This is a genomic window from Anabaenopsis elenkinii CCIBt3563 (assembly GCF_015245355.1).
Taxonomy (GTDB): domain Bacteria; phylum Cyanobacteriota; class Cyanobacteriia; order Cyanobacteriales; family Nostocaceae; genus Anabaenopsis; species Anabaenopsis elenkinii.
This window is the reverse complement of the sequence record NZ_CP063311.1, coordinates 4,289,008-4,303,997: the sequence shown is the minus strand read 5'-3', so window position 1 is coordinate 4,303,997 and position 14,990 is coordinate 4,289,008. Positions and strand designations below refer to the sequence as shown.

The following is a 14,990-nucleotide window of genomic DNA, read 5'->3' as shown; positions in this document are numbered from 1 at the left end:
CCGGGGTTGAAAATTCGGCTCATTTAAAATCACCACATCATCACCGCACAGACCCAAAACAAACAAACCTTAACCATAAGCATAATCACGTACCTCATTAGTAACCACCATCCCCGCCACTGACTGGGGGTGTTGACTCTGGTGGCCAATATCATAGTCAGAAGTCGGGGATATGAGTAGTCAACAGTTAACACCGAGTCGGATTCATCCGACTTAAGCTATGAGACAGGGGTTTCTAACCCCTGGCTCCCCGTGCTCCTAGCTCTTAAACCCTGACCCGTCAACCGCCAACAATCATAGAAGTTATAATCAAATCAACCTATACCTAAACTTTTATGACTAAATGGTTTAACACCGCTGGCCCTTGTAAGCCAAATATTCACTATACCCTACCCACCAGTGAACGGTTACCAGAGTTAAAACGCTTGATTGAGCAAGAGAATTACTTTGTCATCCATGCACCCAGACAAACCGGTAAAACTACTGCCATGCTCACCCTAGCACAGGAATTAACAGCTAGTGGTAAGTACACCGCCGTCTTACTATCCTTAGAAGTGGGCGCAGTATTTCCCCATGACCCCCTGGCGGCGCAAAGTAGTATTTTAAATCACTGGCAGAATCAGATCCGGTTTTTGAAGTTACCCTTACCACATATTAATCAAATTAAGGAAGAAACGGGAATTACCCAGTTAGATTTACAAACAGTTCTCAGTATTTGGGCTGGTAGTTCTCCCCATCCCCTGGTAGTATTTTTAGATGAAATTGACGCTTTAAGTGATGAAACTCTCATGTCTGTACTGCGACAATTACGCTCCGGTTATCCCAGTCGTCCCCAGGGTTTCCCCCAATGTGTAGCCTTAATTGGGATGCGGGATGTCCGTGATTACAAGGTAGCTTCTGGTGGTAGTGACAGGTTAAATACCTCTAGCCCCTTTAATATCAAGGTAGAATCTATAACTTTAAATAATTTTACGTTGGAAGAGGTAAAAATTCTATACGAACAACACACCCAAGCCACGGGGCAAATTTTCACCCCCGAAGCCATTCACCACGCCTACTATTTAACCCAGGGTCAACCTTGGTTAGTTAATGCGATCGCCCGTCAAGTTACGGAGTATTTAGCAGAAGATGTGAATATCCCCATCACGGTAGATTTAATCAATCAAGCCAAAGATATCTTAATTCAAAGGCAAGACACCCACCTAGATAGTTTAGCAGAACGACTGCGAGAAGATAGGGTAAAAGCAATCATAGAACCCATCTTAGCTGGGGAAGAATTACCCAACACCCCGGAAGACGATCGCCGTTATCTGTTAGATTTAGGCTTAGTGATTCGCAGTAAAGAGGGTGGGTTAAAGGTAGCTAACCCCATTTATCAAGAGGTCATCCCCAAGGTGTTATCCCAGGGAACTCAAGATAGTTTACCGATGATTCAACCCACCTGGTTAACATATACTGGCAAACTGGATGCAATAGCATTGTTAAATTCATTCTTAGACTTTTGGCGACAACATGGGGAACCATTATTTAAAAGTACCCCTTACCCAGAAATAGCCCCCCACTTAGTATTAATGGCATTTTTACACCGTGTGGTTAATGGTGGTGGGAGCTTAGAACGGGAATACGCCATAGGCTCCGGGAGGATGGATATATGTTTAAGGTATGGGGATGTGGTCTTAGGGATGGAATTAAAGGTATGGAAGCATGGTAAACCCGACCCCTTACCCCAAGGATTAATACAACTAGATAAATATTTATCAGGACTCAATCTAGATACAGGATGGTTAGTAATATTTGACCGTCGCCCGGATTTACCCCCCATCAGCGATCGCACTACTACGGAAATAGCCCGCAGTCCCCAGGGAAGAAATATCACAGTCATTCGGGGGTAGGTTTGGATTTGTTGACTGTTGACTGTTGACTGTTACCCGTAGGAAAATTGTATAATATTATTTATGCTACTTTAAGGTAAGAGCTAGTATTGATTTGATTGTTTCCCCCCTGATCAGGGGAGTAAGAAGTTATGATTAGTGTATCAAATATTGTTTGACCCCACCCTAACCCTCCCCTCAAGAGAGGAGGGGACTGGATTTGATTGTTTCTCCCTCTTCCCCCGGAAAAACTTATAAAACAACTTGTAAAATTATGGCAAATATTAAACCTTGGTATAAAATCGATGGACTTACACCCCGGGAAGACCTACGGGAAGGTAAACCCTTAGATGCTGCGGAATTTGCAGTACATTTAGACCAGGTGAGGAATAAAACAGCACCTGATGATTATCAACAACCAGCTAGATTTTTTGACCGTACCTATTTAACTAAATATTTAACTGAGTTTGCAGCCCAAGTTGTGCGGCGTTTATCTGGGGAAAAAACCCAAACCTCTGCTGTTTTCAACCTTTCTACCCAATTCGGTGGCGGTAAAACCCACGCCCTCACCTTATTATATCACCTGGCCCGGGGTGGGGCTGATGCGGAACATTGGACTGGGGTAAAAAAAATCTTACAAGCAGCAGGTGTACCCTCCGTTCCCCCAGCAGCAGTAGCTGTATTTGTGGGGACTGAATTTGATTCTATTAATGGACGTGGTGGCCAGGATGGTACACCATTACGCAAAACACCATGGGGAGAAATTGCCTATCAGTTAGGTGGTGAGTCTGCACTAGCTATATTGGCACAACACGAAGGGGAATTTATCGAACCCAAGGGGGATGTGATTAAACAATTTCTGCCTAAAGATCGACCCTGTTTGATTTTAATGGATGAAGTTCTTAATTATGCGAGTACTTACCGTCGTAAGGGTTATCATAACAGCTTATACAATTTTATTCAAGCATTGTCGGAAACTGCCAGAGGTTTAGATAATGTGGTGTTAGTGGTTTCTATTCCCGCTTCGGAAATGGAATACACCGCTGACGATGAGGGAGACCAACAAAGATTAAAGAAAATGCTGGATAGGGTGGGTAAACCCATCATGATGTCAGCAGCAGAGGAAACCTCAGAAATTATTAGAAGAAGATTGTTTGAGTGGGATAGCCGGGCTGTGACTACGGATGGTAGAATTATCTTACCCAAGGATGCGGTGAATACTTGTAATGAATATGCTGATTGGGTATTAGACCACCGTCAACAATTACCTAGCTGGTTTCCGGTAGATGCTCCGCGAGAGGCTTTTTATGCTACCTATCCTTTTCACCCTTGTGTATTATCAGTATTTGAGCGTAAATGGCAAGTTTTACCCCGGTTCCAACGCACTAGGGGAATTTTAAGACTCCTAGCTTTGTGGGTATCTCATGCTTATCAAAAAGGATATCAAGGCTCACACCGTGACGGGTTAATTACTTTAGGGACTGCTCCCCTGGATGACCCAAATTTCCGTACAGCACTGTTGGAACAATTAGGGGAAAGTAGATTAGAAGGGATTGTGACTACGGATATTTGTGGGAGGAAGGATTCCCATGGGGTGCGTTTGGATGCAGAAGCTGATGAGCAAATTAGAAAAGCACGACTACACCAGAAGGTAACAACCACCATATTTTTTGAGTCTAATGGTGGCATTATGCGGGCTGAGTCTACTGTACCAGAAATTCGGTTAGCTGTGGCAGAACCATCTTTAGATATTGGAAATGTGGAAACTGTGCTGGAAAGTCTGGCGACCAGTTGTTATTATCTGTCAATAGAGCAAAATAGGTATTCTTTTAGTCTCTCACCTAATTTAAATAAAATTCTCGCCGACCGTCGCGCTAATATTCAAACTTCCCGAATCACCGACAGGGTAAAAGCAGAAGTTAAAAAGGTGTTTACCCCGGAATTGGGTATAGAGTTGGTGCAATTTCCCGAAAGTTCCGCCGCGATCGCCAATAGTCCTGTTTTACGTTTAGTTATATTAGCACCAGAATATTCTCGGCAAAATACCCAAACCATGGAAATGGTGAAATCTATGACTAAGGAGTGTGGGACATCCCATAGAACCTTTAAGAGTGGGATCATTTGGGCGATCGCTGATAATGATGGGAAAATGCGAGAAGAAGCCAGAAAGATTCTCGCTTGGGAGGATATACGGGAGGAGGAGACACAATTAGATGAAAATCAAACCCGTCAGTTACAAGAAAATCTCAAAAAATGCGAGGTGAATTTAAAAGAGTGTGTGTGGAATGCTTATAAGTATGTGGCTTTATTAGATAAAAATAACCAAATCCGTGTAATTGATTTGGGACAGGTTAACTCTAGTCAAGCGGATAAACTAGTTAAGTTAATTATTAATAAGTTACGTCAAAGTGACGATATAATTGATACCATCAATCCCCGCTTTTTAGTCAGAAATTGGCCCCCAGCTTTCACAGAATGGAGTACTAAAGCGCTTCGGGATGCTTTTTTTGCTTCCCCGGTATTTCCCCGACTGTTAAATAGTGATGGTCTCAAAGATGCGATCGCCCGTGGGGTTCAAAATGGGACTTTAGCCTATGTGGGTAAAACCAGTAATGGTATTTACGACCCGTTCCATTATCAAACCAGCTTGAACCCTAGGGATGTGGAAATTTCCGAGGATATGTTTATTATTACCCAAGAAACAGTCCAAGCTTATCAAACAGCCCTAGATGTTGCTCAAAACCCATCAACACCAACCCAGGAACCTACTACCAATACCCCAGTTAATATCACCAGTCTCACTAACACTGTGGCGGAGGCTCCCATACCCTATGTAAGCAATAATACTAATTTACCCAAGGATAAACCAGAAACAATAGCCGCTGCACCAGTTATTTTACCAAAATTATTAAAGTGGAGTGGTGAAGTTCCCAACGGAAAATATATGAGTTTTTATACTAAGGCGATTAGTAAATTTACTGCTGATCCAAAGCTGAAAATGACATTAAAAGTAGAGTTTGTAGTCGAGGGAGAATTGACACCCGAAAAAATCCAAGAAACCCAAGTTGCACTAGCTGAGTTAGGTTTGAATGATCATATTGAGACTGATATCACTATGGGAGGGTGAAGCGTAAATTAATGACAAAAGTTAAAGTTATAATTGTGGGCGCAGGACCAACAGGCGCTACTCTAGCTCTACTCCTAGTAAAACGCGGTGTGACAGTCACACTCATAGAAGCTGCAAAAGACTTTGGGCGAGTATTTCGCGGTGAGGGTTTAATGCCTAGTGGCTTAGATGCGATCGTCCAAATGGGACTATTAGAATTAATACAACAGATTCCCCATCGACCCCTCAAGGCCTGGGAGTTTATTCTTGGGGGTAAAAAGTTATTCCGGGTAGAGGAACCCATGGGGTCACAGCAACCCTGTACATTAGTGTCCCAACCTCCCTTACTCCAAGCTTTGATTAGGGAAGCTCAAACCTATGATAACTTTGAATTTATACCGGGTGTGGCTGTCAAAGATTTATGCAGAGATGACCAACGGGTTACCGGTGTTATACTCAGTGATGGAAGAGAACTGACTGCTGATTTAGTCATTGGCGCTGATGGTCGTAACTCCATTGTCCGCCAATGTGCAGGACTAAAGTTAGTATGTCAGCCCAAAAATATAGATATTCTCTGGTTTAAATTAGCTGCTAGTCCTGAATCTGCTGCTGATAATGTGTTTCGCACTATTGTTAATGGCGATCGCATTTTTAGCATTTTTCATGGTGCGGAGTCCGATAAATTACATTTAGGCTGGGTAATATCCCCCAATGAACCCACAGACTATAAACAGCCTTGGGCGGAAGTTTTCGCCTCCCTCTCTCCCCCATGGTTAGCAGAACATTTTCGCCATCACAGTGCAAGTATTACATCTCCCATAAAACTATCTGTGGTGGTGGGGAATTGTCCCCAGTGGTATATACCAGGGTTACTGTTGCTGGGTGATGCGGCTCATCCTATGTCCCCTGTGCGCGCTCAAGGTATCAATGTGGCATTACGTGATGTGATTGTTGCAGCTAATTATCTTGTGCCACTATTACAAGCAAATGCTGAACATGATCAGATTGATGTCATCTTATCACAGATTCAGGCAGAACGCCAGCCGGAAATTATTGGTATCCAGCGACTCCAGTTACAAGAAGCAGCCCAGGGGGAGAAATTGCGCAAGTATCCCCTATTGCGATCGCTCCTAGTGCAAACCCCATTCATGGGTAAAATAGTCAAACAGTTATGGTTAAGGCGACAAATTCAAATGCGCGACGGAATCACCCAGGTATGTTTAAAAGTCTAGTTTTGCCATAGTTGATTCAACATGAACAATAAACAGCAACAGGTATTTTTTCAAATCCATCAAGGTTTACCCAGAGAAAGACCAGGTGAATATTTGTTGCAAATATGCTGATTTCCCAATTAAACCCCTTGACTATATGCACAATAAAAGTATGGCTTGTAATTAAAAGCCCCCAATCCCTCAGTAAAATCAAAGGGAGGCTGCTCATGATTAGTAAAGCATATTTGGTAACTTCAGCAGTGATTTTTGCCTTAGTAGCAATATCACATTTTATCCGACTAGTTAATCACTCGTCAATTGTCATTGGTACAGCTACCTTTCCCTTTTGGGGGTCATGGTTAGCAGTCATTCTTGCTTCCACATTAAGTATATGGGCTGTGAGACTAGCAACTAACTGGAGAACTAGCCCCCAATAAGGCTATTTTGTCCGAGAATACCTACCCCTCTAGGGTAGGTCTGAAAGCTTAAGTTGGTTAACAACCGACTGGTTTCGGGTGGGGGTTGTTCTGAATCGGTTTCTCTGAGAACTGGTAAATTAGTAAGCATCGGGATTCAATCGGAGGAAATATGAGTGAATCGACATTGCTAAACCTAGATCAATCGACACCAGACTCCCCGCCAGATTTTGTCAATCCCCCCACCCAGGATGAATTACTGTATGATGACGGCATCCCCATGGAAACCTATCGCCATAAACTGCAAATGGACTTGCTGGTTGATCCCCTAGCTGCTTGGTTAGGGGATAAAGATGCTTTTGTGGGGGGTAATATGTTTGTTTACTTTAGTCCCCATCAATTGAAAAACCATGATTTTCGTGGTCCAGATATGTTTGCTGTACTAGATGTTCCCAAGGGAGAGCGCAAATGTTGGGTAACTTGGGAAGAGGGTAAAGGACCAGATGTGGTGGTAGAGTTGCTATCCTCTAGCACTGCTTCCCGAGATAAGACTGACAAAAAAGAAATATACCAAAACAGGCTCAGAGTACCAGAGTACTTTTGGTACGATCCTTTTAATCCCAGTGATTTTGCTGGTTTTATGATTACAGATCATGGCTATGAACCAATCATCCCCGATGAGCAAAACAGGCTCATCAGTCAAAAATTAGGTTTAGCCCTAGTGCGTTGGGCGGGAGAATTTGGGGGAGCCAATGCAGTCTGGGTAAGGTGGGCAACTTTAGAGGGGGTTATATTACCTACAGCCCGTGAATTAGCCCAACAAGCCCAGCAGGAAGCCCAACAAGCCCAGCAAAGAGCAGAGACTGCGGAATTATTACTAGCACAGGAGCGCCAACGAAGGGAAGAATTACTCGCCAAATTACAGACAATGGGCATAAATCCTGATGAACTTTAGCCAGGGAATAAATTAAGAGTCTGAAAGCTCAAGTCGGTTTTTAACCGACTGGTTGTTTTAATTATGACATTTATTTAGGGCGATCTCTCTGGGTTTGTGTGTGTAAGTTGTATATATTATTTCATACTTTATTTCATACTTAGGGATGTTTGGGCGCTGGTTATCCACACGGGGGAGGCATAATCGATAGTTATTCACACATGAGCTATAATTAATAGTTATCCACACAGGGATACAGGGAATGAATGATGAACAATTGTGAGCGCATTTAATTTACAAGTCGAAACAGCTGGGGAACGTCTTGACCGCTATCTGTCCCAAGAATTACCAGAGTTATCTCGTTCTCGCATCCAGCAATTAATTGTCGAGGGTAATGTACAACTGAATCATCAGGTATGCACAACTAAAAAAATTGCTGTGAAACCAGGCGATCGCATTAGTATAGAAATACCAGAAGTTACCCCCCTAGAACTCCAAGCCCAAGATATCCCCCTGGATATCCTCTATGAAGATGACCAATTACTAATCCTCAATAAACCTGCTGGCTTAGTTGTCCATCCCGCTCCGGGTCATCCTGATGGTACTTTGGTGAATGCTTTGTTAGCACATTGTCCCCATCTCCCGGGAATAGGCGGCGTTCAACGTCCGGGAATTGTCCATCGCTTAGATAAGGACACCACGGGGGCGATCGCGATCGCCAAAACTGATATTGCTTATCACAGCTTGCAAGCACAACTCCAGGCTAAAACTGCGCGACGCTCATATTTAGGTGTGGTTTACGGCGCGCCGAAAACCGCAGATGGTATGATAGACCTCCCCATTGGTCGCCACCCCCAAGACAGAAAGAAAATGGCGGTTGTCCCCACAGAAAAAGGGGGTAGGTCTGCTATTACTCATTGGCAAATAGCAGAACGCTTGGGTAACTATACATTAATCCATTTTCAGTTAGAAACTGGGCGCACCCATCAAATTCGTGTCCATAGCGCTCAGATAGGTCATCCCATTGTCGGCGACCCAGTTTATGGTTCTGGTCGTTCTCTGGGGGTCAACTTACCTGGTCAAGCACTCCACGCTTGGCGACTCAAGTTACAACATCCAGTTTCTCAGGAGTGGATCTCCGTCACCGCCACCCCACCGCCGACATTTACTACCTTAGTGCAAATTCTCCGCCGCCGAGTTGAGTCCTAAAGTTGGTAGTATGGAGATTTGTAAAGTTTTTGGCGATTTTTTACCCTGGACAGATGGATTTTAGGCAGTTATGGTAAATTTTCCCTAGCTGAAGTTAACAACTTTTAATAAAAACAATACCCCGTAATATTTCGGCAAAAACTACCAATGTCTTATATTTACTTGGATTCTAGAATAATTAATAAATTATAAAATTGATCATTACCCCTACCAGTAGGGGTAAATATTAAGTTTTGTTGCGAAAAAATAGCTAAATCCTCAGTTAAACGCCTTGTATGTAAAGGATTTGAGGTGATTATTATCCGGGCATCTTATTTATTCATAATTTGTAACAAATAAAGAATCTATAGCATTGTATAAACATATTCTGAGGGGTGGAAATGACAGACAAAAGTCAAACCAAGCAATGAGTAGATTAAAATTTGCGGGTTTCTCATAAAATTAACCCAGATTCTCATAAATACTTGTTAATCTAGTATTCAGGGAATTAAGAGACAAATCACAAGCAGCAGTTTGCTCTCGGGTCTGTTGTCAACCATTCCCAATTTGATAAAACATTGCCAGTTTTAATCTAGACATCTCAGAACTAAGGAATTAGGAGATTAAAGTCCATGACATTAGACGTATTTACCAAGGTAGTTTCTCAAGCTGACTCCAGAGGCGAGTTTTTGAGCAACGAGCAACTAGACGCTTTGACCAACGTAGTCAAAGAAGGCAACAAGCGTTTAGACGTTGTTAACCGCATTACCAGCAACGCTTCAGCAATTGTGACCAACGCGGCTCGTTCTTTGTTTGAAGAACAACCCCAATTGATTGCTCCTGGTGGTAACGCTTACACCAACCGTCGTATGGCTGCTTGCTTGCGTGACATGGAAATTATCTTACGTTACGTAACCTACGCGATTTTAGCTGGTGATGCTAGTGTTCTTGATGATCGCTGCTTGAATGGTTTGCGCGAAACCTACCAAGCTCTGGGAACTCCTGGATCTTCCGTAGCTGTGGGCGTGCAAAAAATGAAAGATGCTGCTGTTGCTATTGCTAACGACCCCAACGGGATTACCAAAGGCGATTGCAGTCAATTGATGTCTGAAGTAGCTAGCTACTTTGATCGTGCTGCTGCTGCTGTTGCTTAATAACAGCCAAGAGATTCGAGTTACAAACAAATAAGAAATACGAAGGAGATTTGAAAAGATGGTTAAAACACCAATTACCGAAGCGATCGCATCTGCTGATACCCAAGGACGTTTTTTAAGCAACACCGAACTGCAAGCAGTTAACGGTCGTTATGTTCGTGCTATTGCTAGCATGGAAGCTGCTCGGGCTTTGACCGCTAACGCCCAAAAGTTGATTGATGGTGCAACCCAAGCTGTATACCAAAAATTCCCCTACACCACCCAAACACCAGGACCTCAGTTTGCTGCTGACAGCCGTGGTAAGGCTAAGTGCGCTCGTGATGTCGGTCACTACCTACGTATTGTAACCTACAGCTTAGTTGCTGGTGGTACTGGCCCCATGGATGAGTTCTTGATTGCTGGCTTGGCTGAAATCAACAGCTCCTTTGATTTGTCTCCCAGCTGGTACGTTGAAGCAATCAAATACATGAAAGCTAATCATGGTTTGACTGGACAAGCAGCCAACGAAGCCAACACCTACTTTGACTACGCTATCAACGCTTTAAGCTAGATAGTATCTTGCCCGGGGAAGGATGCAATTTCTGGATGGAGTGAGTCACCCTTTGAGGTTCACCAAAAAGACCAAACTGACTCATCTAGCAGTTGAATTTAGCTCCGGGCAAAGTTTTATTAGGCAGAGAAATCAAAAAAATCAAAGCTTTAGTAAACTCGGCACTCGGTACAAACAGCCGAAATGCAAATCAACAGGTGAAGCAAAATGGCAATTACAGCAGCAGCATCGAGGCTAGGAACAGAGCCTTTTAGTGATGCACCTCGAATAGAACTGCGTCCCAATGCCAGCAAAGATGAAGTTGAAGTTGTAATCCGGGCCGTTTATCGGCAGGTTTTGGGTAACGACTATTTGATGGCGTCGGAACGTCTGGTGAGCGCTGAATCACTCCTGCGAGATGGTAACCTGACAGTGCGGGAGTTTGTCCGCAGCGTTGCCAAGTCAGAACTCTACAAAACTAAGTTTTTTTATCCCAATTTCCAAACCAGGTTAATCGAACTCAACTACAAGCACCTTTTGGGGCGCGCTCCCTACGATGAGTCAGAGGTGGCGTACCACTTGGATTTGTACCAGAGCCAAGGCTACGACGCGGAAATAGATTCCTACATCGACTCACCAGAGTACCAAAATAACTTCGGTGACTACATTGTGCCATATTATCGGGGATTTGAAACTCAACCAGGGCAGAAAACTGTCGGATTTACCCGGTTATTCCGGTTATACCGGGGTTATGCTAACAGCGATCGCGCCCAGGTAGAAGGAGCTAAATCCCGGTTAGCCCAGGATTTAGCTCGTAATCAAGCCTCTTCAATTGTTGGACCATCAGGCAGCAACGATAACTGGAATTTCCGTGCTGCGGCAGATGTAGCTCCCAAAAAGGCTTTAGGAAATGCTGTGGGTACAGGCGATCGGGTGTACCGCATTGAAGTCACAGCTATCCGTGGAGCTGGTTACCCCAGTGTCAGACGGAGCACTACAGCAATTATCGTACCTTATGAGCGACTTTCTGACAAGATTCAGCAAATTCACCGACAAGGTGGGAAGATTGTCAGCATCACCTCAGCTTAAGGTGGCTTTACTCACATCATACAGGAGATATAGCAGTAATGTTCGGTCAAACCACACTTGGGTCTGCTAGCGTTTCTTCATCGGCAAGCCGAGTATTTCGTTATGAAGTTGTAGGCTTGCGCCAAAACGCAGAAACTGACAGGAATAAATTCGATATCCGTCGCAGTGGTAGCGTGTTTATTACAGTGCCATACAGTCGGATGAATGAAGAAATGCAACGGATTAACCGCCTAGGTGGCAAAATCATCAACATATCCCCATTGAGCGCCATAGAAAACTAATATCCTGGCAATGAAAGAACTCACTGCGTCAGAGTATTCAGCACAAACCGCGCCTCAGTTGACACCAGAGTTGGCACTGGCTAACCTGCAATCATCAGATTTAAGTCTGCGCTATTACGCAGCTTGGTGGCTGGGTAAATTTCGCATCCGCCGCCCAGATGTGATTAATGCCTTGATTGCAGCCTTAGAGGATGAAGATGACACAACAGAAATGGGAGGTTATCCACTGCGGCGCAACGCAGCTAGAGCATTGGGGAAGTTGGGTGATCCTAAAGCTATACCAGGGTTAATTAAGTGCTTGGAATGCCCTGATTTTTATGTGCGCGAAGCAGCAGCCCAATCTTTGCAAAAACTGGGGGACCCGGCTGTAGCCCCCGCACTCATGAAAATGCTAGCAGGAGGTTTAGCCCAAGCGGTGCAAGTACCCGGCCGGCCTCATCTCACCCAGCCCTATGAAGCGGTAATAGAAGCCTTGGGAGCTATTGGTGCAACTGAGGCTATTTCTTTAATTTCACCCTTCTTAAACCATGAAGTCCCCGGCGTAAACTGTGCCGCTGCTAGAGCAATGTACCAACTAACACAAGACCCCCTGTATGGGGAGAGGTTAGTAACAATGTTATCTAGTGACGACCTGAAATTGCGCCGCCTGGTTTTAAGTGATTTGGGAGCAATTGGCTACATAGGAGCCGCGGAGGCGATCGCCAGCACTAAGGCAGAAAATAGCTTTAAACTCATGGCTCTCAAAGGATTGCTAGAGCATCAACTCAACCGAGATTTAGCAGCCCTATCTGTTTGTGACCAAGCCATCCAGGTCATGAACTTAATGGATTCACTTTTGTGAATGGAAGCGACGTGACTGATCAACTAATCCGTGCCGTCACCCTGGCAGATACACCAGAAAAAATGGTGGCGGCTGTAAAAAACCTGGCAGCAGTCCCGGATGTTGCTGCCATTCCCACATTAATCGCGGTATTTGGTTATAACAACCCAGCAGCAGCAACGGTGGCGGTGGCAGCATTGACAGCTATGGGAGCAATAGCAGTACCACAACTGTTATCCCAGATTGACGATTATAACTACGGCGCACGGGCTTATTCTATTCGCACCTTAGCGGCGATCGGCGATCCCCGTGCATTAGAAGTTTTAATCACAGCAGCAGCCACGGACTTTGCTCCCAGTGTCCGCCGGGCTGCTGCTCAGGGTCTGGGAAATTTAGATTGGCATCAACTGGACTCACCCCACAGGGAAACAGGACTAAAAACAGCTTTAGAAACCTTGCTGTTAATTTCTCAAGACTCAGAATGGTCAATCCGTTACGCTGCTGTGGTCGGTCTACAGGCCTTGGCTCGAATCCCCGATTTACAGCCGGCCATCCACACCAGACTGCAGCAGATGTTAACTACTGATGAGGAAAAGGCAATTCGCGCTCGTGTGCAACTAGCCCTTTCATAACCTCTGCCTCTAATATCATAAAACAGGGAAAAAGTAAATATGTCAATACCACTGCTAAATTATGCACCTACTACCCAAAATCAGCGTGTAGAAGGGTACGAAGTCCCCAATGATGACACACCAACCATTTATCGCTTGTCAGATGCTACCTCAGATAAAGATATTGATGGGATTATTTGGGCAGCATATCGGCAAATTTTCAGCGAACACTTAATTATTGCTAGCAACCGCCAGAAGTTCCTGGAATCTCAACTACGCAATCGCTCAATTAACGTCCGTGATTTTATCCGGGGTCTGGGTAAATCCGAAGTCTACCGCACCCAAGTAGCAGATATCAACACCAACTACCGCTTAGTTGACATCACCTTAAAGCGGTTTTTGGGACGGGCCGCATACAACAAAGATGAAGAAATTGCTTGGTCAATTGTGATTGGGACTAAAGGCTTACACGGTTTCATCGATACCCTGTTAGACAGCCAAGAATATCTGCAAAACTTTGGTGATGATATCGTCCCTTACCAACGCCGTCGGTATAAAGACAGGCCCTTTAACTTAGTTAATCCCCGCTACGGTTCCTACTGGCGCGATCGCATGATGTTAGAATCCTTCGGTGGTCGTTCCTTCTATACCGCCCGTACCTCAGGGGTGGCTAGTAAACAAGAGATTCGGCGGGTAATTCCTGCGAATTTCATGGACATGGCCGGGAAAATCATCACTGGCGAACGTAACTATCAAAGAACAGTAGCTACAGTCACCTCCCAAATCAAAGATATCAAGATTCCCGACAACTCCCGGGAAGTCGGTACACCTCAACCCACCGTCAAACCCGTAGCTGTTGCTCTACCTTATCGTTATATTCCTGGAAGTCCCCGGAATTAAAGTATAAGTTTTTCATAGATCATTGAATATTAGCAACCGTAATGACAATTCCTTTATTAGAATACAAACCGAGTTCTCAAAATCAGCGCGTTGCTGGTTACGAAGTTCCCAATGAGGATACCCCCAGGATTTACCGCAGCGAAGACTGCTGTGTTGATAGTCAGTTCCAAGAATTAATTTGGGCTGCTTATCGCCAGGTTTTTAGTGAGCATGAAATCCTCAAGTTTTATCGCCAAACTAACCTGGAATCTCAGGTAAAGAATAGAGCCATTACTGTGCGCGACTTGATCCGGGGTTTGGCTAAGTCCGAAGCCTTTCGGAATTTGGTAGTAGAGACTAACTCTAACTATCGTCTTGTGGAAATTGCCCTCAAACGCCTCTTAGGTCGTGCTTCCTACAACAAAGAGGAAGAAATTGCTTGGTCAATCAAAATAGCTACCCTGGGTTGGGATGGTTTTGTTGATGCTTTAATCGACTCTCAAGAGTATCAAAGCAACTTTGGCGACAATATAGTTCCCTACCAACGCCGGCGCTACAAAGATAGACCTTTTAATTTAGTCACCCCCCGCTACGGTAACTACTGGCGCGACAAGTTAGAAGAGGCACGTTATAAAGCAGGGGACATCAAAAACTATATGGAATTAGCTAGTTCCATTGAAATCAAGACACTAAAATTTACACCAGTCAACCTAGCCAGCATCCAAATTCCCGACATGAGCAGGGATACCAAACCCCAAGGTGTACCCCTTTCCATCAACTCCAGCGCCAATTTCCCCCTGGGGTAAATACCTGTTGATAGCCTGTTGATAGCCTGTTGATAGTAAATTACCGCCCAATCAGCTGTATCTATCAACATAATGGGGGAAAATAACATAGGGAA

14 protein-coding genes are annotated in these 14,990 nt (G+C 44.4%); all 14 read left to right on the top strand.

What is annotated here, in order from left to right; translation table 11 throughout:
* The first annotated feature begins 335 nt into the window (after nucleotides 1–335).
* The 14 genes from IM676_RS18790 (at nucleotide 336) to IM676_RS18725 (ending at nucleotide 14,895) form a co-directional block, all read left to right on the top strand.
* Nucleotides 336–1,892, top strand: coding sequence for an ATP-binding protein (locus tag IM676_RS18790; RefSeq protein WP_200988279.1), 1,557 nt, complete (start codon nucleotides 336–338; stop codon nucleotides 1,890–1,892).
* Nucleotides 1,893–2,145: 253 nt separating this feature from the next.
* Entirely contained in the window at nucleotides 2,146–4,998 is a 2,853-nt protein-coding gene (locus tag IM676_RS18785) for an ATP-binding protein (RefSeq protein WP_200988278.1), read from the top strand.
* 11 nt (nucleotides 4,999–5,009) lie between these two features.
* Entirely contained in the window at nucleotides 5,010–6,209 is a 1,200-nt protein-coding gene (locus tag IM676_RS18780; protein ID WP_200988277.1) for an FAD-dependent oxidoreductase, read from the top strand.
* Nucleotides 6,210–6,415: 206 nt separating this feature from the next.
* Complete coding sequence (locus IM676_RS18775) at nucleotides 6,416–6,625, top strand: hypothetical protein (RefSeq protein ID WP_200988276.1); 210 nt, start codon at nucleotides 6,416–6,418, stop codon at nucleotides 6,623–6,625.
* Between the two features lie 151 nt (nucleotides 6,626–6,776).
* Entirely contained in the window at nucleotides 6,777–7,559 is a 783-nt protein-coding gene (locus IM676_RS18770) for a Uma2 family endonuclease (RefSeq protein WP_200988275.1), read from the top strand.
* A gap of 258 nt (nucleotides 7,560–7,817) precedes the next feature.
* Entirely contained in the window at nucleotides 7,818–8,747 is a 930-nt protein-coding gene (locus IM676_RS18765) for an RluA family pseudouridine synthase (RefSeq protein WP_404799809.1), read from the top strand.
* Nucleotides 8,748–9,358: 611 nt separating this feature from the next.
* Nucleotides 9,359–9,880 carry a phycocyanin subunit beta gene (locus IM676_RS18760; RefSeq protein WP_200988274.1) on the top strand — a complete coding sequence of 174 codons (522 nt, stop codon included), beginning with the start codon at nucleotides 9,359–9,361 and terminating at the stop codon, nucleotides 9,878–9,880.
* A 58-nt stretch (nucleotides 9,881–9,938) separates the two neighbouring features.
* Nucleotides 9,939–10,430 (top strand): phycocyanin subunit alpha, encoded by a 492-nt coding sequence (gene cpcA, locus IM676_RS18755; protein WP_200988273.1) that lies wholly within the window; start codon nucleotides 9,939–9,941, stop codon nucleotides 10,428–10,430.
* A gap of 207 nt (nucleotides 10,431–10,637) precedes the next feature.
* Nucleotides 10,638–11,498, top strand: coding sequence for a phycobilisome linker polypeptide (locus IM676_RS18750; protein WP_200988272.1), 861 nt, complete (start codon nucleotides 10,638–10,640; stop codon nucleotides 11,496–11,498).
* 38 nt (nucleotides 11,499–11,536) lie between these two features.
* Entirely contained in the window at nucleotides 11,537–11,779 is a 243-nt protein-coding gene (locus tag IM676_RS18745; RefSeq protein ID WP_200988271.1) for a phycobilisome linker polypeptide, read from the top strand.
* Nucleotides 11,780–11,789: 10 nt separating this feature from the next.
* Nucleotides 11,790–12,620: a HEAT repeat domain-containing protein gene (locus IM676_RS18740; protein WP_200988270.1), complete on the top strand. Its 831-nt coding sequence runs from the start codon at nucleotides 11,790–11,792 to the stop codon at nucleotides 12,618–12,620.
* A gap of 11 nt (nucleotides 12,621–12,631) precedes the next feature.
* Nucleotides 12,632–13,231: a HEAT repeat domain-containing protein gene (locus tag IM676_RS18735; protein WP_200988269.1), complete on the top strand. Its 600-nt coding sequence runs from the start codon at nucleotides 12,632–12,634 to the stop codon at nucleotides 13,229–13,231.
* 39 nt (nucleotides 13,232–13,270) lie between these two features.
* Nucleotides 13,271–14,110: a phycobilisome rod-core linker polypeptide gene (locus IM676_RS18730; RefSeq protein ID WP_200988268.1), complete on the top strand. Its 840-nt coding sequence runs from the start codon at nucleotides 13,271–13,273 to the stop codon at nucleotides 14,108–14,110.
* A gap of 41 nt (nucleotides 14,111–14,151) precedes the next feature.
* Entirely contained in the window at nucleotides 14,152–14,895 is a 744-nt protein-coding gene (locus IM676_RS18725) for a phycobilisome rod-core linker polypeptide (RefSeq protein WP_200988267.1), read from the top strand.
* Nucleotides 14,896–14,990: the final 95 nt, after the last annotated feature.

Bases quoted from the DNA above. Each gene is read 5' to 3' on its own strand.
- IM676_RS18730 (WP_200988268.1), top strand. From the start codon at position 13,271: ATGTCAATACCACTGCTAAATTATGCACCTACTACCCAAAATCAGCGT.
- IM676_RS18790 (WP_200988279.1), top strand. From the start codon at position 336: ATGACTAAATGGTTTAACACCGCTGGCCCTTGTAAGCCAAATATTCAC.
- IM676_RS18745 (WP_200988271.1), top strand. From the start codon at position 11,537: ATGTTCGGTCAAACCACACTTGGGTCTGCTAGCGTTTCTTCATCGGCA.
- IM676_RS18785 (WP_200988278.1), top strand. From the start codon at position 2,146: ATGGCAAATATTAAACCTTGGTATAAAATCGATGGACTTACACCCCGG.
- IM676_RS18780 (WP_200988277.1), top strand. From the start codon at position 5,010: ATGACAAAAGTTAAAGTTATAATTGTGGGCGCAGGACCAACAGGCGCT.
- IM676_RS18770 (WP_200988275.1), top strand. From the start codon at position 6,777: ATGAGTGAATCGACATTGCTAAACCTAGATCAATCGACACCAGACTCC.
- cpcA (WP_200988273.1), top strand. From the start codon at position 9,939: ATGGTTAAAACACCAATTACCGAAGCGATCGCATCTGCTGATACCCAA.
- IM676_RS18725 (WP_200988267.1), top strand. From the start codon at position 14,152: ATGACAATTCCTTTATTAGAATACAAACCGAGTTCTCAAAATCAGCGC.
- IM676_RS18750 (WP_200988272.1), top strand. From the start codon at position 10,638: ATGGCAATTACAGCAGCAGCATCGAGGCTAGGAACAGAGCCTTTTAGT.
- IM676_RS18760 (WP_200988274.1), top strand. From the start codon at position 9,359: ATGACATTAGACGTATTTACCAAGGTAGTTTCTCAAGCTGACTCCAGA.
- IM676_RS18740 (WP_200988270.1), top strand. From the start codon at position 11,790: ATGAAAGAACTCACTGCGTCAGAGTATTCAGCACAAACCGCGCCTCAG.
- IM676_RS18775 (WP_200988276.1), top strand. From the start codon at position 6,416: ATGATTAGTAAAGCATATTTGGTAACTTCAGCAGTGATTTTTGCCTTA.